The organism is Sphingobacterium multivorum (assembly GCF_900457465.1).
GTDB lineage: Bacteria > Bacteroidota > Bacteroidia > Sphingobacteriales > Sphingobacteriaceae > Sphingobacterium > Sphingobacterium multivorum.
This window is the reverse complement of record NZ_UAUU01000011.1, coordinates 1,570,139-1,594,728: the sequence shown is the minus strand read 5'-3', so window position 1 is coordinate 1,594,728 and position 24,590 is coordinate 1,570,139. Positions and strand designations below refer to the sequence as shown.

Sequence of the window (24,590 nt, the reverse complement as noted above, 5' to 3'; positions counted from 1 at the left end):
ACCAAAATGCTGATAAGATAATTGTTAATACATGTGCTATGTCAAGCTTAGGCTGGATACTAACGCTTAATTTTGGTTATCACAACAAAAATTATAAAACCGTCAATTTGGAAAATTACAGTATTACAATACCGCTGCATTCACCTTCAGAAAAAGTATTCGGTACATCGATCAATGATATTCCACTATGGTGGACTGAAATTTTTGAAGGCATTTCAAATAAACAAGGGGAATCTTTTACGATTCTTTTGGGAGAACCGGTAGTTAATCAATTTCGCCTACAGGAGCTCGAAGCAAACACAAAAGCTGCGTTTTATAGCATCCTCTGAGTTATTTTGCCGGTATTAGGAAATTTACACCTGTTTGAAAAGCAATCCCACCAAATCTATTTTCGGTCGCAAAATTCTGCGTTACCCGGGCCATTATACCGATTTTATGAGGTACCACCCAATACGATCCGAATGCACCTATTCCCGCGTTCTGGTCAGAAAGAAAACTTCCCTCTGTTCCCTTGTCGTCGGATACTTGTTTGGAATAGTTGCCAAATAACCCCACTTCATCTCCCCGGGAATTCAATAAATACGAACCACCTAAATCAAACGTAAGATGACTCCCTTCTTTAAAGTCAGTGTTTTTTTGCCACTGATTGATTTCTAATGTAGGAGCAATACTTAAATTGATCTTGGAAGTTGGTTTATATTTAAGAGCACCACGTATATTATGTGACCAATATCCATGCCCCCCATTATCTAAACTACCATGCTCGTATTTCCCAGTCGGCGCCCATAGGCCATAATTTAATGCATATTGAAACTTTCCCTGCTTCCATGATAACCAGATTGGCTGTACATACATGTCGCCAAATCCTAAACTTTTATTGGTAAAAAACATATCTTCCAGGACCTGTCTGCTGCGAATAGTAGTCCAACGCAATATTGGCGGTAGGACTGTTTACTGTCGGGATAACCATCAGTCCCCAATTGGCGCCCAAAATCTTTCCCTTTCCTCCGTAAATTGCCATCAGGATAAAAGAATGCGTGATCACCTTTTGTTCAATTTGTAAAGCAGTAGGATTTCCAGGAACCGGATTAATCAATTGATCTGTCTTTTTACCCTGCCCATTGAAATAATTCATATTGGCATAACCATACCATACTGGTATAATCAACCCTTCATGCGGAGCAAAATAATCGTTGGGATTAAACGATGAACCGTTGTAATGCCCCTGACCATAAACTTTCATCATGGAAAGGATAAATAGAAAGACATAAAATATCTTTTTCATATGACGAATCATTAATCCCTTATAATATCATTCAAAATGCAAACAACTCTACACGTGTTTTGTTGCATTTTCCAGATAATTTCCGCTTAATATTCATTCTCCTAATCGCGCAGCGCTTAAATGGATTAAAGACGATATTCGATCACAGCGAATTAAGCGATAATTATTTAAAAAGTATTTGGATAATATTATACGAGCCAGATGTAATAATTCACATGGTATAACTGTCTTAAAGCAAATCCTATTTTATAAAATCATAGGACAACGCTTTTCAAGCACAAAAATTACAGTTGACATTGATATAATAAAACTATTTACTTTAACTAAAAATCTCCAATGAAACTATTTAACCTTCTTCTTTTCATGCTATTGACCACCTGTGTATCCGCGCAGACAGCTTCTACGACATGGCATAAATTCCTCTCAGACTTTAAGAAGTTAGAACAGGAATATAATAATTATTACCCGGCAAAGGATTATCAAAAAGCAGCCACAGTATTAAATGCCATATCGGCCAAAATGGACAGCTTACAGCTATCTGAAAAAGAAAAGCAGGAATATCAAACTACGATAAGTGAAATCAATGCGAATATAAACTTCAACCTTGCTTGTTTACAATCATTACTCAATCAAAAAAAAACAAGCTGTTTCAAGTTTTGAAAAGGCAATTTTGTGGGGATATACCGACTATCGTAATGCTTTAAATGATCAGGATCTAGATAATATTCGAAAGGAAAGCAAATTTGTAAAAGCATTGGTCCAACTGAAGCAATACGATAAATTAACCCTGTTGCAGCAATCAGGAGGATACGTTTCAGCAAATAGTGACTCTTTGCCGATATTTACCTACGAGGTAGCGAGCGATCGTAATTTATTAGCAGTAAAAAATTTTTTCAACCTGGACTCGATAGCTGGTAATGGCGACGAAATTTCCAAAATCCGTAATATCATGTTTTTCGTGGCAAATAGCATTAAATATGACGGCAGCAATTGGGCGCTATGTGAATTTGACGCAATTGATTTTTACAACTACCACAAGGCAACGGGAAAGGGTATCAACTGTCGGCACAAAGCGATGACGTTAAATGAAATGTACCTCGCTATGGGATTTAAGTCACGCTATGTTACATGCATGCCAAAAGACGACAAAGATACTGATTGCCATGTGATCAATAGCGTATATGCTGAAACTCTAAAAAAATGGCTGTGGATGGATCCTTCCCATGGTACATTTGTGATGGACGACAACAACAATTTACTGAGCATTGAAGAAGTTAGGGAGCATTTAAAAAATAATCAATCGCTCAAGCTAAACGCAGAGACCAAAGTAAGCAAACTTTGGTATCTGGATTCACATGTGTCCTAAATAAATTTTAGGAGTCGTTTTCTGTGTTACAACCATTGATTTTTTGCTCATTTGAATTTTGACCCCTACTTTTCATTCCGTGAAGATGTTCAGCTGTCCATTTTTTCCTTTGACCGGAGGCCTGACAAATGGATCATCTATCCATTTCCAGATGTTTATTTTCACGAAGATATTCATTCTGATAAATGCCACAAGATTGGAAAGATTCCAATCATATTTGGCCTTCTTTTGGAGGTACTTTAACAGTAATATGCCGATCAGTGAAGTCCAGATCTGTATCATCACTGCATTTTCAGAAGTCCCTATGAATGTCGATACTTTTAAGCGCTGCTTTAGATGCTTGAAGAAGACTTCGATATGCCAGCGTTGTTTATAGATGTTTGCCACCAAAGAAGCCTTCCATTTAGTATTATTGGTCAAAAAGTGGTACTCATTACCAGTGGTGCTGTCCCAAAAGTGGACCAGGCGTAACGGTTTGGAATTGTATTTATTGCAGGCAGCACCGGAAAGCTCAATGATCTCATCTTTAATGATTCCCTTTTCCAAGAGTGCTTCACTCTGATATGATTTGATAACCTTGTAATTCATGTTGGTTTTACTCCTGGTAACGAAATAACAGCCCCTGCTGTCCAAATCCCCAAGCCAGCTGTAATCCACGTAGCCACGGTCCACTACCACCACGCTTCCCTTAGAAAAACTGTAACTACCGGCCCGCTGGCTCTCATGTACTTTTCCATCGGTAATCTGCATAAAAACAGGCAGGCAGCCATCATAATCCAGAACGGTGTGCAGTTTTACCGCACCTTTGGTGCTCCTGAATTTAGCCCAGTCAAATACAGATAGACATAAGGGGATGATGCTGGCATCCATCAGATATACTTTACGCTTTAGCTGACCAAGATCTTTGCGAAAATGGGTGTCCTTTTGCCAAAGCCTATCCAAAACAGAATAGTAAAGATCTTTGAAAAGTTCATGGGTACGGTGTGTGTTGATATAGGATATATTAGACTTACTTGGAGCTCTTACTACACCTAAGTGGTTCAGATTACCAGTGGTACTGCGTAAACCGTTACTAATATCACGAACCGAATCTGCCGAGGAAAAATGACAGAAAAGCATACTGACTAGATGCGTCCAGCTGTTGATCCCTTTCTGATGTTTGTCACTTTTGTGCTTTGAAACCAAATCTTTGAATAATTCGCGGTCGATAAGAGATAAAATCTGACTAAAAACGTTTAAATTTATCATGGCGGTGTGTTATAATTTTGCGATTTAAATATAGCAACTTTGCTATATCTAAACACCGCCACTTTTTAAACGTTTAGGACGCAAGTGATCTGGATTATTATATGGCAAAAAATTTATACTGGATTCAATGCACGAATAAAAGCCAGTTTAACACAGAAAGTAGATATAGGCCTGCCGACCCCAATCTGCAGTACCTTTCTTTAGTTCCAAGTGGGTTTGACAAAAGCAATAACAAATATTTAAAAAACAAGGTGATTACGTTTGATCCCGCCTACTTTTGGAGATCTCCGCAATAAATAACAACATACCCGTCTTTATTAACGATTTTTGCAAATTGTGCATTCGCTAATTGGCTTACTACAATGAAAATTAGTGCTAGGAGATTTTTGTGGTTCATTTTTTATCATATTATTGCTCATCATAATTTGGCAACGTTTCGAAATAGAATTTTAATTTCTCACTCGGACTCGAAGGCTTTGACTTTACGTGAATGCCCTTCATTACCGCGTATTTATAAACACAATTTGTTGATCGCAGATTTTCATACGCTTAAATTCAACTTGTCGGACTATCATTTTTATTTACAATCAATTCTTCAATTTCCTGCTTCCAAAATTCCGAACTTGATAGCAAATTAGCGTTTATTTTTGAGAATTTTTGTTTGAGTGTCTCAATATCCTCTTGCCTGTACAAGTTATCAAATAAAGCTTCCGCACCATATTTTGATTGTACAACGTTAATAAACATTCTGTAGGCCAATATTGAATCCAAAAACTCATCTATGTTTCTGTTTGTTGAGACAATCTTCTCCAGTTCAAAATCTAAAAGGACAATTTCGCTGTTGTTTAATTTATTAATACAAAAAGGATTCCCAGCTCCGTCTGATCCAAATACAATATATTCTAAACCATTTTCAAAATTCTTATCGAAATAATCATTTAGTGTTTGAAAGTATATAAAGCTCTCTTTCCTATTAAAACTTGAAAACGGAGCAAATGATTCTGGAACACCGTCGTTTAAAGCTTTTACTACTTTGTTGTCAGAAATTAAATTACCAATCAGATCAAGGTTTAATTCGAGCCATTCTTCATATTCATGAGGCCTCCAATTTTCTTTGCTAAATTTCATATACGATTGTTTTGGTACACATAGGTTCACCATCCATTCTAGACTTATCCTTATAAACTGAAAAAGATCTATCTTTATTTCTTCTAGATTTTCCACCATAATTTTTCTAACATACCTAATAATTTTGTAAGGCTGGTTTTAAAGCATCTATACTTGAGGTGATAATCATCAATTTCAATGACAATTAAAGCTTTTCAGTTCAAAGTAACAGTCTTCACATATAAGTTTGATATTTGCGAATTTCTCAGCATCTTCGTTCCAACCATTATTTCTGAGCCTGACCTTTTCACATTTATCACACCAAGCTTGAAAATCGTCTTCGTCACCAAGTTCCATCCCTCTATATGTTTCAAAAGCCTCTTCAAAACCTTTGGGATCCTCTAAGTTTAGATGCTTACAAACGAATGCGGGTCTCGATCGTCCATGGATTTTGCATTCAACTTTTGCTTGGTTAAAATGGATAACTTCCCGAGAATCTTCCTCCAAAACGGCAATAATGAGAAAATAGTTTTGGAGCTTTTCGGTGGAAACCCTATACACACCGATGCCGCCCAAAAGATCAAAAGATATCGCCGCAAATTCCCAACAATCGAACTCATCGGCCGGGAAAGTTCCATCTGTCAATTTTCGGTAATCGTTTTTGATTCCAAATTCTCTAACTGCAAATGTGCTGTCCTTATTAGGCTCGATACAATGGTCATTGCACCAACTCCACATCCACGTTTCTGATATAAGTGAAAAAGTACCAATAGGAATATATTTGAAATACAATTGATCTTTATCGTCATTGTATAACCGCAAGAGTGCAAGTTCAGCATCGTAAAACCAATGTTGATAGCCGTCCATGCCCAATTGTTCTCTAAATATTTCCTGGATTTGCATAAGTTCACGACACTTTTTACCAGCAAACTGTCCGTAATTTATTCCCAACTTTGTATATGTTTTATTTTTGGCAGTCTTTACAACATTTCTAACTACTTAAAACTGAATGACTATCTGGCCTTTCAGCTTCTATCAGAGTGACAATATAATGATATGGCATCTATTGATCAAAATAAAATTTTCTTCTGTATCCCGCAATGGAATAAACCTGAATCAATGTAATGCAGTCTCATCTATGTCATTTTAGAATAATAAACGTTTGCTTCTTCCTATAACTAATTGTCCGAAATCAATTTATACAATACTTTTTTTAATTCACTACTCCGAAGGTTTCGTGCTACAATCTTTCCTTCTTTGTCTAAAAGAAAGTTGTCAGGAACTCCTTTTAAACCAAAAATCTGATAAAGTTCACCACTAAAGCCCCCTTTGTCCCTTACATTAGTCCATAAAAGCTTTTCATTATTTATCGCTGTAAGCCAGTCCATACGTGATTCATCGATCGATACGGCCAGGATCTCAAAGTTTTTTGATTTGTATTCGCTATACAAAGATTGCAAAAGGGGAAATTCCTTGCGGCATGGCCCGCACCAACTTGCCCAAAACTCCACCAAAACATATTTACCTCTGAAGTCTTCAAGACTAACGAGATTGCCGTTATCGTTTGCAAGCTCAAATATGGGAAGACTTTTGCCGATTTCAAGCTGAGGCTGAGCCTTTACCTTTTTGTTCAAAAGTATGCCTGTGAAGCTATTTTTTTGCTCGGTTGACAATGCGTTATACAAAGTATTTAGCAAATCGGGGTGTCTACTCAAGGACGAAAAAGATTTGTTCAAAAGGTACAAGCTATAGAAACTGTTAGGGTTACTTTGGATAAATTTGCTTATTATGCTGTCCTCTAGTCCGGTCGCTTTTTCTTGGTCTTTATTTGATAAATAGATGGCTCTTCGGTTTTCGCCATAGGTAATTGCTATCTTATCCAATGTGGAACCTTTCAATACATATTTGCTATCATCTATTCTCAAATTGCTTTTAGGGCCCACAAGCCAACCTGTTAGACCATGAAAGTCTACCGTATCCCCCGGCGAAACCCAAAATGAGTAAACAATTTGATCTTTTACACGTCGTGGATTGAAATCATTATCAATAATAAAATTAACCCGCGTCGGCTCACCAATACTACCATGAAAAGTAAACGTTCGATCCGCAGATAATTGTAACGAATCATCTATTTTCTTTTCATTATTTCTATACATAATTCTATATTTCGCATTCGGAACAGTGTCGATCTTTCCTTGAATAATAAAGCCGTTATTTCTCTGCCCTAAGATTATCAAAGGCATCGATAACAAGAATGAAACGATAGCCAATAATGCAGTTGACCGTTTTCCCATAACTATTAAATTAGGTTTATACTAATCAAATTACTAGTTATAGATCACAAATGCAATTCATCTGCAAAAAACTAATCCTTTGGTTAGAAAATTACCATTGTAGTATCAAGAAAAGATAGGTTGTCAGTTCCCATCTAATCACATAGCCTCATTGAACGAAATCTATCCTATCATAAATATTGAGAAAAAGTCTCCCTTGATGATGGTCAAAAGAAGCTCTATTAATTTGCTCTTCCCCAAATGATCATTTATCTAGTTCCATTCAAAACTATAATATGTTAGATACCAATGTCCTGACACAGATTGAAATCTAAAAAATAAAACAATGTCGTCCAACTTTGACCGATAGGTTATCTCATAATAATTATCTCCTTTCTTCTTTTAAAAGGAATAATCTTCAACATTATTAAGAATAGCGGACTGGATGAAGGTCCAATTCATTTTAGTCCAATAAAATTTCCTGTCCTTAATGAAAAAGAAGTTTCCTACTGAATCTCTTGCTTTTTCTTCATTAAAAACAAACTCAGTTGACATGCCTCTGAGTGGAAAATCTATTCTGCTTATTTGAAATATTGAGTCACAAAAGAAATGAACAAGAAAATCATCAAACTTCTCAACATACACTGTACTCTCTTTTTCAGTAAATGTTAACCTGTTTTCTTTATTAAAATTTGAATTTTTATTTTCTTTTTGGTGACAATCCGTGAAAAATCCAAAAATTAGGGCAGCGACTATTAGATTATAGATTCTTTTTTTCATTTTCTTTGTGCTCCGTTTCTGTTTGTTGATTATTTGGATTCTCCTATTTTAGCTCCAATGATTAATAAACTTTGAGGATCACTAGCTAAAACAAAGTCATCATATTAAACCAATCCAATCCTGATATTGTCAATAAAAAGTTTAAACAAATGAAGTTTTTTACCATTGAATCGATTTGCATTTTTAATGCTTTTATAGGTCATAAGTTAGCACCCAAATTGTTGAAAACAAAGAAAATTATCGGGCGAAATTTGTAGTCTGGTTGCAGGACATGAAATGCTTAAACAATTCTTGAAAAATATAGGTCATCCTATACTTTTTGAAAAATCGGTTTGATCCGTAAAATACTCAAGCCCTATAATCAATACAATGGTGCTGCCATTATTTATTTTCTGTATCAATGAAAGCAAATCCCACTGTCCTGTAACATACAAATAGGTTGCATAATAAAAGATGAATAAACATAACACGCAATAATATTTAAAAAAAGTGAGTTTAGATTTAAGCACGTATACGGTAATACATACCACGCATGAATAAAACAGATTAGTTGAAATAGCCAACATCAAATCATGAAAGCGTGTAATTATAAAAAATGTAAAGGGCATGGTAAGTACTCCAACATACTTTATGAAATTTGACGCTGTTGTATTTGGAATTTTTTTTGACATACGAACAAAAAATACAGCACAGCTTATGGAATAGAAAAACATACCTATAAATGCCCAGTATTTAGCGTGTTTTCGGCTCCATTTAATGCTTTTTCTCCAAATAAGTTACTAAAAAAATTCTTTGACCAATCAAATCCAATCGATGATTCATTCTGGTACGTCCCACCCGGATAAATCGAAATTGCAATGTACATAAAAATCAATGCAATGATCATCCCTATCAACACAAAATATCGTTTTAATAACTTCATTTACAGACTATTAATAATTTGTTATATTGGGCTTCAATTTTCTAGCGCCAGCTTACCAATGGCATACGTTTTATTTTAAGAGCAAATTCACTTATTTTTCATAAGGAAACCTTAATCGCATATTCATTGAAAGGTATAAAATCAAATTCCCACACAATATAGTCTTTCTCTAAACGGCAACCCGCGCCTTGAATTATGATCAAAGGTTCTTAAAAGCTGAAACATTTGTTCCAGAATACTTTTTGAAAAACCGGCTAAAATGGGCAGGACTTTCAAAACCAAGTTCGTAGGCTATTTCCTTCGCTGACTTCTCGGTATAATGGAGGTACCTTTTAGCCTCAAGAATTATTCGGTTACGGATAAGAACAGATGGCGCTGACTGTTTCAACAGACCAAATACATTGCTCAGTGTTTTTGGTGATTTGTTGAGTGCAGCGGCATAGAACCTGACTTCATGTTCCTCTTTAAAGTTACATTCCAGTAGCAATGCAAACTTTCTCACAATATCCATTTTTTCGTCTGGAAATAGCTGATAGCTTTCACTTTGGAGCTTTGCAATTCTTGTGGTATTGATAATAACTCTCTTAAGAAGGGTGCGCAGCATTTCACCCTGAAAATTATCTTTTACCATCATCTCATTGGAAAACACATTCTCCAGATGAGACATTTCTTCGACAGCAGTATCATTTAATACAATGAACATTGGATGTCGAATACCATAGAACAGAAAACCAACACAACCGACCTCAGCATCGTGGTCAACGATACAATAGAACTCCCTATTAAACTGCCAGGCAGTCAGCGCATCGGGCTGCTCAAATACAAAATGCTGATTGGAAACCAAAGGAAGTATACACCTTGCTGGCATCGTATAGCTAATCTCATCGATCGTCACTTTCTGTTCGCCGCCCTTGTTGTAGATAAATGTGTTGATAGGCAGAGAACCCGCATTACGAAGTCCCCTACCTGAAAACTGGTTGTTGTCACTATGCATCACAAACCGTGCTGCGGTCACGTTATCATTATACTCCCTAATCATGTTGTCGTTTACTTACAGCATTTCAATTCGCTTAAATTTAATCATTTTCTTAAGAGTCTACGACCCAAAAACTAGAAATTTAAAGGTCTTCTTTAATGCTGCTTGCAGCTGCAAGCAGCAGATTGGAGGACAATCTCTGTTTGAAATCGGGATTGATAAATTCAAAGTGTATGGTTCCCGTTTGATCGACTATAAAAACTGATGGCACTGGGAGCAATAACTCGCTGTCCTTACCTCCAGTTGTTTTCGGAAGCATCTCCCAATAGTCTTTTGGAGCTTTATATGCAATCCCCATTTGTTTCGACAGCGCAAGATCTGAATCCGATAAAAGTGTATAGCTTAATTTTTCTTTTGCTGCAGCTTCCATTAGTCCTTCAGATTCGTCTGTGCTTATGGCAATCAACTGATACCCCATTTCTTCCAATCCTGAAAAGGCCTCTTGTAAGCCCGAAAGTTGTCTGATACAATAAGGACACCAGCCACCGCGGTAGAAAACCAAAATGGTCGGTTTTTGGGAAATCGCCCTATTGAGATCAAATCGTTTACCGGAAACGTCAAACAATACGGCCATCGGTATTTTTTCTCCACACAATAGTGGGCTGATGTCTTCCGGATTTTGCGGAATATGATAAGGGGATTGCTTCATTTCGATTTTATGTATCACGCCGTCAGCTTTACTCATGCGAGAAGGCTCTTGCGCATTGGCTATGCCTGCGATGCACGTCGTGAATAACAGCAACGCAATAAACGCAGCTAATTTTGTTTTTATATAATTTTTCATTTTACAACACATTTACTACTTATTAAACTGAATCTATACTTTTTCCCCATGGAAACTCAATCGATACTTTAGCCCCGCATGTAATAGGTTGCTGATTGTCCTGTCTCCAGTAAGGACAATAATATCCATGAGATTTTCGTACGTATAACCGGACTCAAAAATTAGTTGATTGTTACTTTTATCATGCTGGAAATTGATGGCAGTGTGGTGAACCCATTTGGATTAGGCACTTCTATAACAGGTTTACGTTCTGTCGCAGGAGTGCCGCCTAATCCTGCTTGCTCATTGCCGGCTCCGGGAAACTGATTAATCGCTGTCCCATTGTCAAACAATCCGATTGAATAGGATACATCTCCTTTTACTGTTGCATCAATTCCATTATCTTTTGTGGCGAAGAACCAATCGTTGGAAAGCCCATACATGCTTGCAATGGCAATTCGGTCTCCACTTGCTACACTTAACTGCTGCGAAACGCTACTTCCCGCCTGCGCTCCGATTTTAGGAAGTAATACAGTTGAGCTAGCCGCCGGAAGGATATAAACAGCTTTTACACCTGCGAGTGTTTTAAGATAAGTCGCCAGGCCTGATGCATCACCTTTTTGCGCTAAATCTTTCAGTCCTTTTCCACGGTCATTTTCACCGGTTTTATATATCGGGTTTTCGATGCCTTTATACAACACTACCAAAACCGGAGATAATGGTGTAAAAATACCTGTTTGTGTATTGACATAATTTCCTAAAACGCTATTGTCTCCCATTTCCGCAATATTTGTCATGCCATTTGCACTTGGTTTTCCTGCCTCAAATAATGGATTAGAATTTATCAGCTTGCCTCCTGCGATATATGAAATCGCCCAAACTCCGGGACTGAAGGGAGTCGGATTGCTCGTATCGCCAGAGGTATTCGTGATTATAAGTGTAAAATTGGAATTCCCTTCATAATGAAGTGTTGCCTTCATTAAAGTAGAAGCTGCAGCATAAGTATTGCCCTGTGCATCGGTTCCATTTACTTCGCTAATAGCTTTTGGAGCAGTTTCTGTGGTTCCCGGGTGCATTACAGCTGCGCCTGGTTTCTGATTGATACGAGTACCATTATCCCATAATTTGATCTGTACCGAAACATCGCCCTCAACCGGAGTTCCATTGTCCTGATACAGCTTTATGCCAGGATTTTCTGGAGCAAAAAACAAATCATTCGACCAACCATACATCGTTGCAAAGCTAAGCGCTTGTCCCTCGGCTGCAGAAAACTTAATTGAAATTGCTTCACCAGGCATAATCACTGGCGAAGCACCATTGTTTTTAAAACGACCAGACTCGACCAATGGTTTCGAATCCAATACATTTTCTATCGTGATGGTCGTCTCCGACATCGATGGCATAGCATCATTTCTTTTGCAAGCGGTAATTAGCGAGGGGAGTGCTGCTATAGCCCACAAAATTGAATGTTTATATTTCATAATGAATTCTTTTTAAATTACATTACAAATGTAAATTTCATCAGAGGAGCTGCAGGTATCTGGATTTCCCGCTGTGTTGCCGATATTTCCCGATGGAATAGTTTATAGGGAAGTAGGTGTTGGACTGTATTGATAGTACAAGAGGACTGATCCGCCAGAAAAAGGCTTTGTTTTTAATAATTTAAAAACTTTTCTATCGATTATATTTTCAAAAAGTGAAAGCCCCTGTCCTACAACAACAGGATAAATGCACAGTTGAAATTCGTCGATCAAATTGAGATTCAACAACTGTACAATTAAACTTCGACTCCCAACCAAAATATCCCTACCGGATTGCTGTTTCAATTTCAATAATTCATCTTTAAGTATACCATCGGCCAATTTTGCACTTGCCCAGTCTATATTTTTCAGGCTATTTGAAAAAACAACTTTTGGAATTTTATCGATAGCCAATGCAAAGTCATCCATTGATTTTTCACCTGAGGGACTTTTCACAAAAGGCCGCCAATATTCCATAAGCTGATAAGCAATCCTACCATACAAAATGACATCAGCGTTATTTAATAGATGCGTATAATGAAGATGTATTTCCTCATCGGGAATGCCTGCTGTATGATCACAAAACCCGTCAAGGGTCATATTGAATGCTGCAATTACTTTTCTCATATCCTTACGATAAGCTTCTTTTACACCATAAATCTAACATTTTATATATTGAAAAGACTTTGCATACGACAAGAAATAAAACTGATGTGCTATTTTACATTTTTCACCATCAAGATTATTATTTTAATTCTTATTTTCACAAGCGCAACAGGAAGCAAAATCCGTTACCCCTGCTGTAGGATCAATGCTTTTGCAGGTGCAGTGGCGTCTGTTAGTGAAGTAGTAAAGAAATATACTTAGCAATGCTCAGACAGTTTCTGGATCTGAGATACACGTTTAGAAAAGAATATATGAAAAAAATCGTGTTGTTAAATACCATGTTTATTCCATTAATCGGATGGGCTCAATTACAGCCAGTTTTTAAGCATAAAGTAGATTCTATTTATGATAAAAATAAAGATGCAATCGGGATTATTGTTCATGTAGAAGCGCCGAAATACAATATTTCCTGGAGTTATGCAAGAGGAGTAGCAGATACCAGCACGAACCAAGCGCTGGAAGACCAACAGCCTGTTTTGATTGCTAGCAACACAAAACCTTATGTTGCTGCAGCAATGCTAAGATTGGTAGAAAAAGGTGAATTTTCTATTGATCAACCGATTGCCAATTTATTATCAAAAAAAACACGTCACCTATTTGAAAGCGATGGCTATAATCTAGCGGGAATCACTATAAAGAACTTGCTGTCACATACTTCGGGAATTCAAGATTATGTAGATGAAGCTTATTTTGAATTCGTCAATCAGCATCCTAAATATAAATGGAAAAAAGACGAGCAGATCAGAAGATCCATCGATATCGGGAGCCCACAGCCTGTCGGGGAAAAGTTTAGTTACGCTGATATTAATTATTTGCTCCTCACCGAGATTATTGAGCAAAAAACGCATCTGCCATTTTATACAGCTATTCGAAATTTACTGAAATACAAAGAATTAAATCTTACAAAGACATGGTTTATAAACTTAGAGCATTATCCTGAAAGCACCTTGCCACTCGCCCATCAATACGCTAACAAATACAACTGGGACTCTTATGCTATTGATCCTTCCTGGGATCTGTACGGAGGCGGCGGAATTGCAGCAACAGCCAAAGAGACTTCCCTGTTTTTCCAATATCTATTTAACGGGAAAATCATTCAGGATAAAAAGCTTCTAGAAGCGATGCATACCTATGTTCTTTCGTCGGATAAATCTAAATATTGTTTGGGAATTTATCATTTTGACATGGGATTCAACGCCTACTATCATGGGGGTTGGTGGGGAACAGATGTGATCTATTCGCCGGAGTCTGATGCGACTATCACTGTCTTTACATTGCAAAAAGGATTTCAGCACGTCATCAATCCATTTATCGGAAAAGAATTTCAAAAGCTATTGATTGCAAAATCAGCAATAAAATAATAGTTGGTTTCGCTGCATTACTATGGAAAGCTTAAAATTCGATTGCCAACAGAATCATGCACTTTATTAGGCAAGGACTAGAAAGGCTGTCGCTTACGATATTGAATAAAGTACACAATTACATTTAGCAAAACAATAATGGCTGCCATTATAGCCGCTGCATATACAGTGCTATTAACTAATTTATTAGCAGCTGCAATGGCTATTAAAGCCCATACGGCGACAAGTCCAAATACCGGCAAATGACGTTGCCAGATCATCAATAAGTGAAGAATTAATGCAATTGAAAACATGATAATAGCCCACATGGTAGCTGATAATCCAAAACCTCCCCAGCCTATCTTCGTCAGATAGGCTGCAATATTGGCAATCAAAGCGACAGAAATCCACCCTGCATAAAGTTGAAAAGGGATCTTAAGAAATATACGCTTGCTGCGTGCAGCATGAAACGCAATAGTTTGTGTATAGTAAATTATCTTTAATAGCGACACAAAAAGTAAGACCATCAATAAAATAGTTAAAAAGGTATAGTCATACAACCAGGTAATGACCCATAAACTATTTGCTAGACAAGAAATCAAGAACCACCATCCGACTTTTAAAACTACTTTATCTTTTTCATTTGTCTGTCTGACAAAAGGACCAAAATAAATTACAAATCCAAACAACCCCAAATAAATGAGACCCCATATGGAAAAGGCATATCCCGCAGGTGTAAATAGATTTTGATATTTAGCAGAAATTGTTGCCATGGTCTCCCCATTAAAAATCCCCGTATTGGATAGGTAATTAATGATCACAGTGATGACCAAAGCAACTCCATTGCTTATTTGATAAAATTTCTTCATTGTAGACTACTTCTTTCTTTTCGGTCACGTGAACTGCAATAGATTCGTTACCACTAATTCTGAGTTTGATTAAATAATTTTTCTAAAACCTGATGACGGTAATCGAAGATTCGCTCCAACTTCCTTTTAACAAAAATTCCATGCGCAATTGTGCCTAGAATCCCCAAAGGCAATTCATAGTCAACCCTGTCTTTCATGAGTACCCCATTTTCGTTTGGAATAAATTCATGAAAATGATTCCAATAGGCATAAGGTCCCTTTAGTTGGAAATCAGTAAAACTTTTATTCTTTTCCACCTGCGTTATTTTGGTCTTCCACTTCAGCGGAAACCGAAGAATCGGAGATACCAAATAATCGATGATCATTCCTTCAAAAATTTCTTGTTGATCACAGTCTGAGGTGACTACAAAACCCATATCTTTTGGAGTAATTTCTGAAAGATTCATGGGTGACGAAAAAAATGCCCATGCGGTATCCATATCGCAGGTCAATTGCTGTTCTCTATATAATTTGTACCTCATCTGATTTGAGCTAACTTTATTGCTTGCCAATATAACAATATTAATGCAATTTAGTTTATTATTACACCATAAAACGCCTTTACGAGGTACTGAATCGGTGTTATAAAGAATATTTTTACACAAATACATTATTTAAATTGAAGCTAGCTTTTAAAGCATACTTTTTATCAATGGCTATTTAGCAGCAATATCCTTTTCCAATGCTTTTACGAGCGCCTTTGTATAACTTTTAGAAAAATCTGCTAAGCTGGAAGGGTTGATCGTTTCAGACTGTACACTCCAAAGCAGTTGTTCGGAGCTAACATCATATAGATTGCTTTCCAGATAGTACATTTTATCCGTCGTGTAATAACCAGGATCGTATGCAATTGGGTACCAATGGGAGTAATAGCTCCAAAAATTACCATACCAACCAAATCTCGGATAAGGCATATAAGGCCCATTTCCCGGTACATATCGGGTCTCGCTGGCTTTGTCGATCAGGGTAACAGTGAAAATGGCATCTGCATTCAAACTGTGTACTGCTTTCATCACTAAATCTTTGTTTTGACTTTCATCTTTGGTAAACGTCCGTTTAAAAACGTCGCTGCTTTTAATAGCCTTGTAGCCATGCATGGAAGCTGCTTCTGCCAAATTGGATTCAATGACCTCCTTTGCTTTAGCGTGGTTTGTCATTGCAATAATGAATATTGTTTGATATTGTTTGGGAGTAAGGTCTCTATTTTTATAGATATCTGTTATCCTTGTTGAAGTGCTACAAGCCAACAACAATAAGCTTGAGACAATTGCGATTAAAAATGACTTCGATTTCATATGTTTTAAAAATTAGTGTCGTTTAAATTGTTGAAGAGCGTCTTTTCCGAGGGATGGTAAAATTACACCAGTAAATAGAATTATAATGGACAGTTTAATAGCACATCCTATCTAACCTTTTGTTAAACAACACTTTTACAACAACATTTGTTTTCACAATTATTGATCGTAAATGAAATACTTTAATTTTTAATTGATATTATCAGAAAATCATCTTGACCATTTCAATCTGGTTGATTGTGTTGACCAGGCCTTGTCTTTGTAGAAATAGTTGTAAGTTTTTGGCTTTTTCATCAACGTTAGTAATTTGTACCTTTGCGCTGGACACAAACACTTTCAGCTCGGATAAAAGCTGTGTTGCAATACCTTTCCGCCTATGCTGCTGTGCTACCGCAATTTGGTAGATCCGTCTATTGGACGAATTGAACAAGATATATCCCACCAAATCGGAGCCAATAAATGCCCCCAACCCTTTAAGCTGAATTAATTCACTACGCTCACTTCTATTTTGCCAGCTGGGTTCAACATCCCAAAAAGACTGCAAAATATCCCAAGAAAAGTCATGGATAGACTGTATACGGATAGGCTGTGTTCTGCCAGATAAAGCACCCATCTTTACATGAAGTTCTCCTCCAAAGCACAGTAATCTACGGCCTTTAACAAAACCATTTTTTTCATATACCCGAATAGCACGTCGATTACTTTCTATCACTTCCAATAGTAATTTTTTCACGCGATACTCTCTGAAGGATGGCTGCATAAATCTGTACATTTCACCGACTAATCCGCTGTTCCGATAGGCGGGCAAAACACCTGTACCAGCATTGTAGATAACTTTACTACCCTCAATTTCTCGCATGCCATGCATAATAAAAGCTACCAGTTGTATTCCGTCAAAAACACCAACTGACAAGTCCATTAAAATATCCTCGCCTCTGATCTTCGACTCCAATTGCAATGCGTCTAACTGAAATGGTACAATATAGTCGGCAAAAGCTCCATTAATTGCCTTTAATAAGTCAGCACTATCTCCCGCTTTCAATTTCCGTATCTCCATCCCTTATTTTTTATGGACTATTAAATTTACTGATGCCTGAACAAAGAGCTCTCATGCTATCCTTTCCTAAATTTTTTTATTCGGACAAAATCTGATTTCTGTGATGCTTCAAATGCACCACATAGTCAAGCATTAAAAATTCGAGGCTATGGTCATTACAAGTCCTTTGAATCAATTTGTTCGCAATTACCTGCTTAAACAAAAACAACAATTGTTCGTTTACCGATCGCCATAGATTGCATAATTTCTCGGTCTCAGCATGTTGGTAACCTGCAGATGCACAATAGGCTACCTGATCATAGTATATTTTTGGATTTTCTTCAAATTGAGCTCTTATAAACCGTTGGTAATTAACAAAAGCGCTATCGACTAGATGACCCAGAATCTCTTTTTTGCTCCATTTATCTGGTTCTAATTTGCGATTAAAATCGTCATCATTTATTTCCAAAATTTGCGAAGAAAACTTCTGAATAATATGCTCAAATTCTTCCAATAATGTATTCATACCTAAATTTAGCTAGTATAACCTTAATTTCTTACCAATTTAATCCGATCCATCCACGCTGCTTTGTCCAAGGTTCTCATTGTAATACGATTCTATTGTTCCGCAACCTTTATTGTACCATTCCACTATTGTACCATTCCACAGCTTTTGCTTCATGCTCTTTCAAAAATTCATCTTTCGCATCATTATAATCGTTACCATCTTTCCATTGCTGCAGTACCAATTTTTCTTTGAGTGCCTGATAGCGATCTCTTACATTGTCGTGCGCACGCAGGTAATCGCGAAAGGCTATATGGCGCAACCAGTGTTTTGATTGCAAGGGTATGCTATGGATATGTGCTACTCGTAACGAATGGTCATGCAATCGTGCTGGAATTTCATCGCCAGGTGCGATTTGCTCTGGTAATCCTAATACTTCAGGACGATCAATCAGGGCGATAAAAAAACGTCTGTAAGGCATATCCTCATTGTATTTTTCATAATATACATAGCACTTGTCCCGCAACAGGAGCGGAGTACGATCAAGATCGTTTTCTTCCTCTAAACCGATCAATATATCAATGATTGGTTTGGCAGACAATCCCTCAACGGCCGTACTGCCTATGTGATCAACCCTCGACCTTATTGGTTTCAACAACGTAAAAAGTTCATGTTGAATACTGTCAAAATTCGCTTTCCATATCGGATTATAAGGTTCAAACGGTAAAATCATACGCTGTTTTCTTTGCCAATACAAGATAAATACACATCATTCGATCAAATACGCCTCGAATGACACCCTAAAAGTTAAAGTTAATAAATTTATCGTTTTCCGAGAGAGCCTATAATCCAGTTCTCTTTTTTCTAATGCATTTATCGGGCAAATCTCTTCGTTCCAACGACACCAAGAATAACAGCAACTGTTACGGCCAGCATGCCAACACCGACTTGTTCATGAAGAAGCCCGGCGGCTAAAGCCAGACCGAAAAAAGGCTGGAGTAACTGTAATTGTCCGATGGTCGCCGTGCCACCTTGGGCGAGTCCTTTATACCAAAAAACAAAGCCAATAAACATACTGAACATCGACACATAGGCTAAACTGGCCCAGGCCCCGATAGGCACAGTGTCAAAAGACGATGGAAGGTAGACAAAGGTAAGTGGCAAGATCAACGGCAGCGACAAAACCAAGGCCCAGGAAATGACCTGCCAGCCCCCTAGCGTCTTGGTCAATTTTGCACCTTCAGCATAGCCCAAACCACAGAGAATGACCGATAAAATCATTAAAACATCGCCTAAAGGTGAGGCTGTTAGTCCTTGTGCCAGCGCATAGCCGATCACCAGTAGACTCCCTAGAGCAGAGAACAGCCAAAAAATTGGCTTCGGACGCTCGCCACCGCGTATAATACCAAATACGGCTGTCGATACGGGCAAAATACCGATAAAAACGATGGAATGCGCGGACGTGATGTGCTGCAGAGCCAAAGCGCTCAGTAAGGGAAATCCAACGACACATCCTATTGCCACGATGCATAGCGACCCCAATTGCTTTCTTTCTGGACGTTTTTCCTTAAAAGCCATCAATGTTATCAGTGCCAATATGCCTGCAATGGAAGCCCTTGCTAATGTAACAAATACAGGGTCAAAAGCTAAAACCGCCATGCGTGTTGCCGGCAACGAACCACTAAATAATACCACACCAATAAAACCATTTAACCAACCGCTTGTTGTATTTTCCTGTAATTTACTTATACTTAATTGCGCCATGTATCAATCTTTTACACAAAGTTCGTCCATTACAAGAATTAAGCACAGTCACAGTTTTTGATAATTCAATGGACACAGTTACCTTTAAAGACGAACACTAATCCTAATTTGATGAAAAAAGATTATTTGTATAATGAAATAGCAGACAATATTGCCAATAAGATTAAATCAGGCGTCTTAAAAGCTGGCGAAAAACTACCTTCGGTGAGGAAGCTAAGCGCTGAACACGGTATCAGTATAAATACCGCAAAAAGGGCATTTCTAGCGTTGGAAGAACGTTCTCTTATACAGTCCAAGCCCCAATCCGGCTACTTCGTTAGTCCTCCAAACTATTTGCAACTTCCGTTGGCGGCAGCCAGTCAACCTATTCCAATCGCCAACAACAGAGAACCGGATCAATTGATGAATAAGGTGTATTCAACCATGGGACGTCGCGACTTAACCTTATTTTCAATCGGTGTTCCTTCCGGAAGTCTCCTACCTACCGCAAAATTAAAAAAAGAAATCGTCCTCGCTACACGGGAGCTCAGCGATGGTGGCACAGCATATGAACCCTTGCAAGGCAATATAAAATTACGTCGTATGGTGGCCGTACGTTCATTGGCCTGGGGTGGAAATCTAAATGAAGATGATGTCGTTACCACCAACGGCTGTATGAATGCTTTAGTTTTGTGTCTGATGGCCTTAACCAAACCTGGAGATACACTGGCTCTGGAAAGCCCCTGCTATCCGGGTATCCTCCAACTTGCCGTCAGTCTAGGGCTTAAGGTGCTGGAAATAGCTACGGACCCCATCATAGGAATAGACATTGAAGCCCTCAAAAATCTGTTGCCCCAAATTAAAGTCTGTTTACTGGTCCCCAATTTTAACACCCCTTTGGGTTATTGCATGCCGGATGAGCATAAGCGGGAAATTGTGGCATTGCTGTCAAAACACCAAATTCCGCTAATCGAAGATGACACCTACAGCGACCTCCATTTTGGCACGCAACGCCCCAAATGTTGCAAATCTTTTGACCGGGATGGCAATGTCCTCTGGTGTGGATCCGTTTCAAAGACGTTGGCTCCAGGCTTCCGTGTCGGATGGGTTGCTCCTGGAAAATACAAAGAACAGATTATCAAACTAAAACTGATCCATTCCCTGTCATCTACGGCGATCATCAATGAGGCGGTTGGAAATTTTCTATTAACCGGAAAGTATGAAAACCACCTGCGTAAACTTCGTAGATCATTAACGGAAAACTACCAGCGCTACGCTGCCATCATTTCGGCCCATTTTCCGGAAGGCACTAAAATTAGCCGTCCACAGGGTGGACTTGCCCTATGGGTCGAGTTTCCAAAACACATCGATACAGGCAAGCTATATAACTATGCGCTTAAACTACAGATCAGCATTTCACCGGGGCGGATTTTCACCTTACAGGATCAATTTCACCATTGCATGCGTCTCTGTATTGGTTTACCCTGGAGCAATGAACTCGCTTTAAAATTAAAACAGCTTGGTAAACTTACAAAAGCACTCTAATACATAACATGATAAGAGCATAATACCAACGGTCGGAGCAATAAAACAACAGATCGGAGCCTATGATTACTTGAGTTCCAGCTCCAGCCTATGTTTACCAGCCTCCAATTGGACGACATCCCTACTGCTAATGCTAACATTATCCGGCGGATAAAATGTCGCCGTGGCATTTGCGGGTATTTGGATATCATAAACAATCTTTTTATCCTTTAACTTCCATTCGGAAACAATTTTACCGTAGGGTGAATCATAAGAAATAGAAGATTCTTTCAGTTCCTGGGGAAAGATGGGTTTTAAGAGCACATGTTTAAATCCAGGTTGTTTAGGATCTGGCAGAATCCCGCCGATAGATTTAAAAAACCAACCACCGATTTCGCCAAACATCATGTGGTTGTCTGAAATATCACGGGTTGCTTTTAAATCCCAGTTCTCCAACAATGTTGTTGCGCCATTTACAATCCACCATCCCCAAGACGGATAAGTATCTTGTACCGCAACCTTATAGGCTGTCGTTGCATAACCGTTATCTTTTAACGCATTCAATAATGCTTTTGCACCCAATACTCCTACATCTAAGTGAAAGTTGGTCTCTTCCACTTTCTTATTCAGGTTGGCTGCAACCCGGGCTTTCATTTCGTCAGGTACCACACCCCAATAGAGTGGAACACTCAGTTCAGTCTGTGTTCCATTGCTATAAATACCCTTGGAAGCATCTAAAAATTTAGCGTTGATGGCCGTCTTAATTTTTCTGCTCAGCAGTTCATATTTTTGTTGATCTGCTGTGTATCCAAACAATTTAGCCGTAGCAGCCAAGATGGTCGCATCCACATAAAAATAAACCGAGGAGGTCAACTCCAGATTCGACTGTGACTTCACTGGCACCCAGTCTCCACGCCCAAAAGTTGTCAACCCAGATGGGCTGATTCCGTCGACATAATCCACATAGCGTTTGATATTAAGATAGCATTCTTCTAATGCACGTGGGTCTCCATAAAACTGATAGATCTGCCAGGGAATGATGGCAATGGTACTTGTCCAATCCAAACCATTCGCTGTACCATAACCCCATCCCCCAGTTGGAATAATATCGGGTAAGACACCGTTCTCCTGTTGCTCATCACGATGATCCGCCATCCATTTTTCATAAACTGTTATCCCGTCAAAATTGTACAAAGCTGTTTCAATCGCAAGGTGCCCATCCCCTGTCCAACCGTTCTTTTCGCGCTGCGGACAGTCTGTCGGATAGCCCATCAAATTGGACAAGTAGGCATTGTTGGTCGCTTCCCATAGTTTGTTGACCAACGCTGATGACGTCTTGAGCTGTCCAATAGCGGGCACATCACTATGCATAAAATAAGCGGTCACAGCCGAACTATCCAATGCAATTGCCGCACTACTACTAATTTCGACGTAACGAAATCCTTTGTAACCGAACTTTGCCATAAACTCATCATTACGACCGCTTAAGGTCAGAATGTCCGTTTGAAAGGGCTCCTTTTCCTTATCGCCCCGATAATAAACATCAATATTGGACAGGTCAAGACGCCCATCTGCCGACAATCGTTCACCGTGCTTGATACGTAGCATAGTCCCTGCAGCTCCTTTGACTTTAACTTTTGTAATCCCAGCCATATTCTGACCCATATCGAAAACATAAGTACGTTGGTCTATCTTTGTCACTGATTTGGGCTTATAGGACTTCACGAGCCGAATCGGTACCATCTGTTGGGAAACGATATGTGCAGATGGCGCATTTCTATACTGAACAGCCTGCCAAGTTGAATCATCATATTTAGGTTTGTCCCAGTTGGGTATTTCCAGTCTTGCATCATAATGCTCACCAGTGTAAATATTATTATAAGTAATTGGTCCCGAAGCTGTTTTCCACTGCTTATCTGAAACAATAGTTTCTACTGTACCATCTGTATAGACGATTTTCAGCTCTAAACAGAATGTTGGTCGGGCCCGCCACGGTGCTTTATCAAAGTTCCAAACCGCCAGTGGTTGGTGATTATACCAGCCATTCCCCAAAACAACGCCAATAGCGTTCTGTCCTTGTTGGAGCTGCTGGGTTACGTCCGTCACGACATATAATGTACGCCGGTCGAATCGAGTATACATTGGATCCAGGCGATGGTCTCCTACGCGTTGACCATTCATGGAAAGTTCATATAGCCCTGCTGTGGCAATATACGCGCGTGCAGACTTTATCGGCTTATTTATCTTAAATTCTGTTCTAAAATAAGGCGTTTCTCGCGCATGAATATCCTTATTGTCGCTAATCCATTTTCCCTTCCAAAGGTCCATTCCCATCATTCCAGTTTCGAACGATGCTATTTTAGAGCTCGTTGATATACCATCCTTATCCCATACTTTAACCTTCCAGAAATACGTGGTCTGTGGCTTTAACTGTGCGCCGTTATAGGGCACTAACATGGACGAGCTGAGCTGTTTGCCACTATCCCAGCTATTTTTCGTCTCCTTCAGTAGTGTCAGCGAATCTTGCCCTAAAAGGATCTGATAAGCCTGTTGTACCGCACCATTACGTTGGTCCTCAAGTCGCCAGCTAAGTCTCGGCTGGGTTGCATCGATACCCAATGGATTGACCAGATGTTCGCATGTCAACTGTACCGCGATGCAGTTGCTTTTAGGTTGGGCATAAGTGCTGTTCGTTATACACAACAGTATTGTCAATAAAATCCTACGCATGAAAAGATACTATTCTTGGTGGTTGTTAAATTGTTTTAGCTGATTTAAAAATCTAATATATCAAATATTTTCCACATGGTGACCTGTACTTTCCTGCACGATATACCTCAGGCAGCAAAATAAATTCTTGCAACTTTCATAAAAATAACCTTATATTAGTCGCAACTTTAGGGGTGTCTGCTCATGCAGGCTGAGATTTTACCCTTAGAACCTGATCCGGATCATACTGGCGTAGGGAAAAGTGAGCTGTCTACAAGGTGCATTGCTGCGCCTTTGTGTAGCCATTCCTAAAGTTTTACCAAAAAAAATTAAGGAATGGAACTTACAATAAACCATCAAATTCGATTTTTCGATCCCGCACTTACTTCACTAGAAGGCTTGTTACTTTTGGAATTATCTGGCAAAACCCAGGGCGTGGCTGTAGCCATCAACAACCAAGTCATCCCCAAAAAGGACTGGGGTACGACAACACTTAAACCTTATGATCAGATTATCTTAATCACTGCATCTCAAGGCGGCTAGCCTTTCAAAAAAAATCAACCG

At 38.6% G+C, this 24,590-nt stretch carries 25 protein-coding genes and 1 riboswitch; of the genes, 6 read left to right on the top strand and 19 right to left on the bottom strand.

Annotation, left to right across the window (positions count from 1 at the left end; genetic code table 11):
* Window positions 1-38: 38 nt before the first annotated feature.
* Complete coding sequence (locus DTA23_RS24220) at window positions 39-329, top strand: hypothetical protein (RefSeq protein WP_112376257.1); 291 nt, start codon at window positions 39-41, stop codon at window positions 327-329.
* Between the two features lies 1 nt (window position 330).
* On the opposite strand, the gene DTA23_RS29855 is transcribed toward DTA23_RS24220, so the two are convergent.
* Together DTA23_RS29855 and DTA23_RS29850 are read right to left on the bottom strand one after the other, a co-directional pair.
* The gene (locus DTA23_RS29855; RefSeq protein WP_256604651.1) at window positions 331-891 is read right to left on the bottom strand and encodes a transporter; all 561 of its coding nucleotides are present in this window, start codon (window positions 889-891) and stop codon (window positions 331-333) included.
* Window positions 875-1,285, bottom strand: a complete 411-nt coding sequence (locus DTA23_RS29850; RefSeq protein WP_256604650.1) for a hypothetical protein — start codon at window positions 1,283-1,285, stop codon at window positions 875-877. Before DTA23_RS29850 ends, DTA23_RS29855 begins: the two co-directional genes overlap by 17 nt.
* Before the next feature lie 336 nt (window positions 1,286-1,621).
* Here DTA23_RS29850 and DTA23_RS29845 point away from each other — a divergent pair, with 336 nt between their 5' ends.
* Both DTA23_RS29845 and DTA23_RS24210 read left to right on the top strand, forming a co-directional pair.
* The gene (locus tag DTA23_RS29845; RefSeq protein ID WP_256604649.1) at window positions 1,622-1,945 is read left to right on the top strand and encodes a hypothetical protein; all 324 of its coding nucleotides are present in this window, start codon (window positions 1,622-1,624) and stop codon (window positions 1,943-1,945) included.
* Window positions 1,946-1,955: 10 nt separating this feature from the next.
* Window positions 1,956-2,651: a transglutaminase-like domain-containing protein gene (locus DTA23_RS24210; protein ID WP_256604648.1), complete on the top strand. Its 696-nt coding sequence runs from the start codon at window positions 1,956-1,958 to the stop codon at window positions 2,649-2,651.
* Between the two features lie 72 nt (window positions 2,652-2,723).
* Here the strand turns inward: DTA23_RS24210 and DTA23_RS24205 are convergent, their stop codons facing one another.
* From DTA23_RS24205 to DTA23_RS24150, 9 genes are all read right to left on the bottom strand, one after another.
* Entirely contained in the window at window positions 2,724-3,899 is a 1,176-nt protein-coding gene (locus DTA23_RS24205; protein ID WP_112374444.1) for an IS4 family transposase, read from the bottom strand.
* A gap of 555 nt (window positions 3,900-4,454) precedes the next feature.
* On the bottom strand, window positions 4,455-5,027 hold the full coding sequence (locus DTA23_RS24195; RefSeq protein ID WP_146753194.1) for an SMI1/KNR4 family protein: 573 nt from the start codon (window positions 5,025-5,027) through the stop codon (window positions 4,455-4,457).
* 174 nt (window positions 5,028-5,201) lie between these two features.
* Window positions 5,202-5,957 (bottom strand): DUF6882 domain-containing protein, encoded by a 756-nt coding sequence (locus DTA23_RS24190; RefSeq protein WP_204991087.1) that lies wholly within the window; start codon window positions 5,955-5,957, stop codon window positions 5,202-5,204.
* A gap of 227 nt (window positions 5,958-6,184) precedes the next feature.
* A complete protein-coding gene (locus DTA23_RS24185) occupies window positions 6,185-7,300 on the bottom strand; it encodes a TlpA family protein disulfide reductase (protein ID WP_112376255.1) in 1,116 nt (371 codons plus the stop codon).
* Window positions 7,301-7,681: 381 nt separating this feature from the next.
* On the bottom strand, window positions 7,682-8,059 hold the full coding sequence (locus DTA23_RS24180; RefSeq protein WP_112376254.1) for a DUF4348 domain-containing protein: 378 nt from the start codon (window positions 8,057-8,059) through the stop codon (window positions 7,682-7,684).
* A gap of 1,121 nt (window positions 8,060-9,180) precedes the next feature.
* Window positions 9,181-10,020, bottom strand: a complete 840-nt coding sequence (locus DTA23_RS24165; protein ID WP_112376251.1) for an AraC family transcriptional regulator — start codon at window positions 10,018-10,020, stop codon at window positions 9,181-9,183.
* A gap of 79 nt (window positions 10,021-10,099) precedes the next feature.
* Window positions 10,100-10,801, bottom strand: a complete 702-nt coding sequence (locus DTA23_RS24160; RefSeq protein WP_112376250.1) for a peroxiredoxin-like family protein — start codon at window positions 10,799-10,801, stop codon at window positions 10,100-10,102.
* A gap of 161 nt (window positions 10,802-10,962) precedes the next feature.
* Window positions 10,963-12,261 (bottom strand): spondin domain-containing protein, encoded by a 1,299-nt coding sequence (locus tag DTA23_RS24155; protein WP_112376249.1) that lies wholly within the window; start codon window positions 12,259-12,261, stop codon window positions 10,963-10,965.
* Between the two features lie 102 nt (window positions 12,262-12,363).
* Window positions 12,364-12,927, bottom strand: a complete 564-nt coding sequence (locus tag DTA23_RS24150; protein WP_070570559.1) for a dihydrofolate reductase family protein — start codon at window positions 12,925-12,927, stop codon at window positions 12,364-12,366.
* 290 nt (window positions 12,928-13,217) lie between these two features.
* On the opposite strand from DTA23_RS24150, the gene DTA23_RS24145 reads away from it, so the two are divergent.
* Complete coding sequence (locus tag DTA23_RS24145; protein ID WP_070570557.1) at window positions 13,218-14,327, top strand: serine hydrolase domain-containing protein; 1,110 nt, start codon at window positions 13,218-13,220, stop codon at window positions 14,325-14,327.
* A 77-nt stretch (window positions 14,328-14,404) separates the two neighbouring features.
* Here the strand turns inward: DTA23_RS24145 and DTA23_RS24140 are convergent, their stop codons facing one another.
* The 7 genes from DTA23_RS24140 to DTA23_RS24110 all read right to left on the bottom strand — a co-directional run bounded on the left by DTA23_RS24140 (window position 14,405) and on the right by DTA23_RS24110 (window position 19,814).
* Window positions 14,405-15,175, bottom strand: coding sequence for a TspO-related membrane protein (locus tag DTA23_RS24140; protein ID WP_112376248.1), 771 nt, complete (start codon window positions 15,173-15,175; stop codon window positions 14,405-14,407).
* Window positions 15,176-15,228: 53 nt separating this feature from the next.
* Window positions 15,229-15,696 carry an SRPBCC family protein gene (locus DTA23_RS24135; protein WP_070570553.1) on the bottom strand — a complete coding sequence of 156 codons (468 nt, stop codon included), beginning with the start codon at window positions 15,694-15,696 and terminating at the stop codon, window positions 15,229-15,231.
* Between the two features lie 174 nt (window positions 15,697-15,870).
* A complete protein-coding gene (locus DTA23_RS24130; protein ID WP_070570550.1) occupies window positions 15,871-16,509 on the bottom strand; it encodes a hypothetical protein in 639 nt (212 codons plus the stop codon).
* Between the two features lie 202 nt (window positions 16,510-16,711).
* Window positions 16,712-17,566, bottom strand: a complete 855-nt coding sequence (locus DTA23_RS24125; protein ID WP_070570548.1) for a GNAT family N-acetyltransferase — start codon at window positions 17,564-17,566, stop codon at window positions 16,712-16,714.
* A 76-nt stretch (window positions 17,567-17,642) separates the two neighbouring features.
* Entirely contained in the window at window positions 17,643-18,071 is a 429-nt protein-coding gene (locus DTA23_RS24120; protein ID WP_046672965.1) for a DinB family protein, read from the bottom strand.
* Window positions 18,072-18,180: 109 nt separating this feature from the next.
* A complete protein-coding gene (locus DTA23_RS24115; RefSeq protein WP_112376247.1) occupies window positions 18,181-18,783 on the bottom strand; it encodes a GrpB family protein in 603 nt (200 codons plus the stop codon).
* Between the two features lie 140 nt (window positions 18,784-18,923).
* Window positions 18,924-19,814, bottom strand: a complete 891-nt coding sequence (locus tag DTA23_RS24110; RefSeq protein WP_112376246.1) for a DMT family transporter — start codon at window positions 19,812-19,814, stop codon at window positions 18,924-18,926.
* 111 nt (window positions 19,815-19,925) lie between these two features.
* Here DTA23_RS24110 and DTA23_RS24105 point away from each other — a divergent pair, with 111 nt between their 5' ends.
* Window positions 19,926-21,338, top strand: a complete 1,413-nt coding sequence (locus DTA23_RS24105) for an aminotransferase-like domain-containing protein (RefSeq protein WP_112376245.1) — start codon at window positions 19,926-19,928, stop codon at window positions 21,336-21,338.
* 66 nt (window positions 21,339-21,404) lie between these two features.
* Here DTA23_RS24105 and DTA23_RS24100 read toward each other — a convergent pair whose 3' ends face one another.
* Entirely contained in the window at window positions 21,405-24,047 is a 2,643-nt protein-coding gene (locus DTA23_RS24100; protein WP_112376244.1) for an alpha-L-rhamnosidase, read from the bottom strand.
* Between the two features lie 159 nt (window positions 24,048-24,206).
* Window positions 24,207-24,302: riboswitch (TPP riboswitch) on the top strand.
* A 60-nt stretch (window positions 24,303-24,362) separates the two neighbouring features.
* On the opposite strand from DTA23_RS24100, the gene thiS reads away from it, so the two are divergent.
* Entirely contained in the window at window positions 24,363-24,569 is a 207-nt protein-coding gene (gene thiS / locus DTA23_RS24095) for a sulfur carrier protein ThiS (protein WP_112376243.1), read from the top strand.
* Window positions 24,570-24,590: the final 21 nt, after the last annotated feature.

Coding starts and splice junctions, on each gene's coding strand:
- DTA23_RS24110 (WP_112376246.1), bottom strand. CDS start 19,814: ATGGCGCAATTAAGTATAAGTAAATTACAGGAAAATACAACAAGCGGT.
- DTA23_RS29845 (WP_256604649.1), top strand. CDS start 1,622: ATGAAACTATTTAACCTTCTTCTTTTCATGCTATTGACCACCTGTGTA.
- DTA23_RS24165 (WP_112376251.1), bottom strand. CDS start 10,020: ATGATTAGGGAGTATAATGATAACGTGACCGCAGCACGGTTTGTGATG.
- DTA23_RS24130 (WP_070570550.1), bottom strand. CDS start 16,509: ATGAAATCGAAGTCATTTTTAATCGCAATTGTCTCAAGCTTATTGTTG.
- DTA23_RS29855 (WP_256604651.1), bottom strand. CDS start 891: ATGTTTTTTACCAATAAAAGTTTAGGATTTGGCGACATGTATGTACAG.
- DTA23_RS24105 (WP_112376245.1), top strand. CDS start 19,926: ATGAAAAAAGATTATTTGTATAATGAAATAGCAGACAATATTGCCAAT.
- DTA23_RS24160 (WP_112376250.1), bottom strand. CDS start 10,801: ATGAAAAATTATATAAAAACAAAATTAGCTGCGTTTATTGCGTTGCTG.
- DTA23_RS24180 (WP_112376254.1), bottom strand. CDS start 8,059: ATGAAAAAAAGAATCTATAATCTAATAGTCGCTGCCCTAATTTTTGGA.
- DTA23_RS24155 (WP_112376249.1), bottom strand. CDS start 12,261: ATGAAATATAAACATTCAATTTTGTGGGCTATAGCAGCACTCCCCTCG.
- DTA23_RS24135 (WP_070570553.1), bottom strand. CDS start 15,696: ATGAGGTACAAATTATATAGAGAACAGCAATTGACCTGCGATATGGAT.
- DTA23_RS24115 (WP_112376247.1), bottom strand. CDS start 18,783: ATGATTTTACCGTTTGAACCTTATAATCCGATATGGAAAGCGAATTTT.
- DTA23_RS24150 (WP_070570559.1), bottom strand. CDS start 12,927: ATGAGAAAAGTAATTGCAGCATTCAATATGACCCTTGACGGGTTTTGT.
- DTA23_RS24120 (WP_046672965.1), bottom strand. CDS start 18,071: ATGAATACATTATTGGAAGAATTTGAGCATATTATTCAGAAGTTTTCT.
- DTA23_RS24205 (WP_112374444.1), bottom strand. CDS start 3,899: ATGATAAATTTAAACGTTTTTAGTCAGATTTTATCTCTTATCGACCGC.
- DTA23_RS24185 (WP_112376255.1), bottom strand. CDS start 7,300: ATGGGAAAACGGTCAACTGCATTATTGGCTATCGTTTCATTCTTGTTA.
- thiS (WP_112376243.1), top strand. CDS start 24,363: ATGGAACTTACAATAAACCATCAAATTCGATTTTTCGATCCCGCACTT.
- DTA23_RS24140 (WP_112376248.1), bottom strand. CDS start 15,175: ATGAAGAAATTTTATCAAATAAGCAATGGAGTTGCTTTGGTCATCACT.
- DTA23_RS24100 (WP_112376244.1), bottom strand. CDS start 24,047: ATGCGTAGGATTTTATTGACAATACTGTTGTGTATAACGAACAGCACT.
- DTA23_RS24220 (WP_112376257.1), top strand. CDS start 39: ATGTCAAGCTTAGGCTGGATACTAACGCTTAATTTTGGTTATCACAAC.
- DTA23_RS24145 (WP_070570557.1), top strand. CDS start 13,218: ATGAAAAAAATCGTGTTGTTAAATACCATGTTTATTCCATTAATCGGA.
- DTA23_RS24125 (WP_070570548.1), bottom strand. CDS start 17,566: ATGGAGATACGGAAATTGAAAGCGGGAGATAGTGCTGACTTATTAAAG.
- DTA23_RS24195 (WP_146753194.1), bottom strand. CDS start 5,027: ATGAAATTTAGCAAAGAAAATTGGAGGCCTCATGAATATGAAGAATGG.
- DTA23_RS29850 (WP_256604650.1), bottom strand. CDS start 1,285: ATGAAAAAGATATTTTATGTCTTTCTATTTATCCTTTCCATGATGAAA.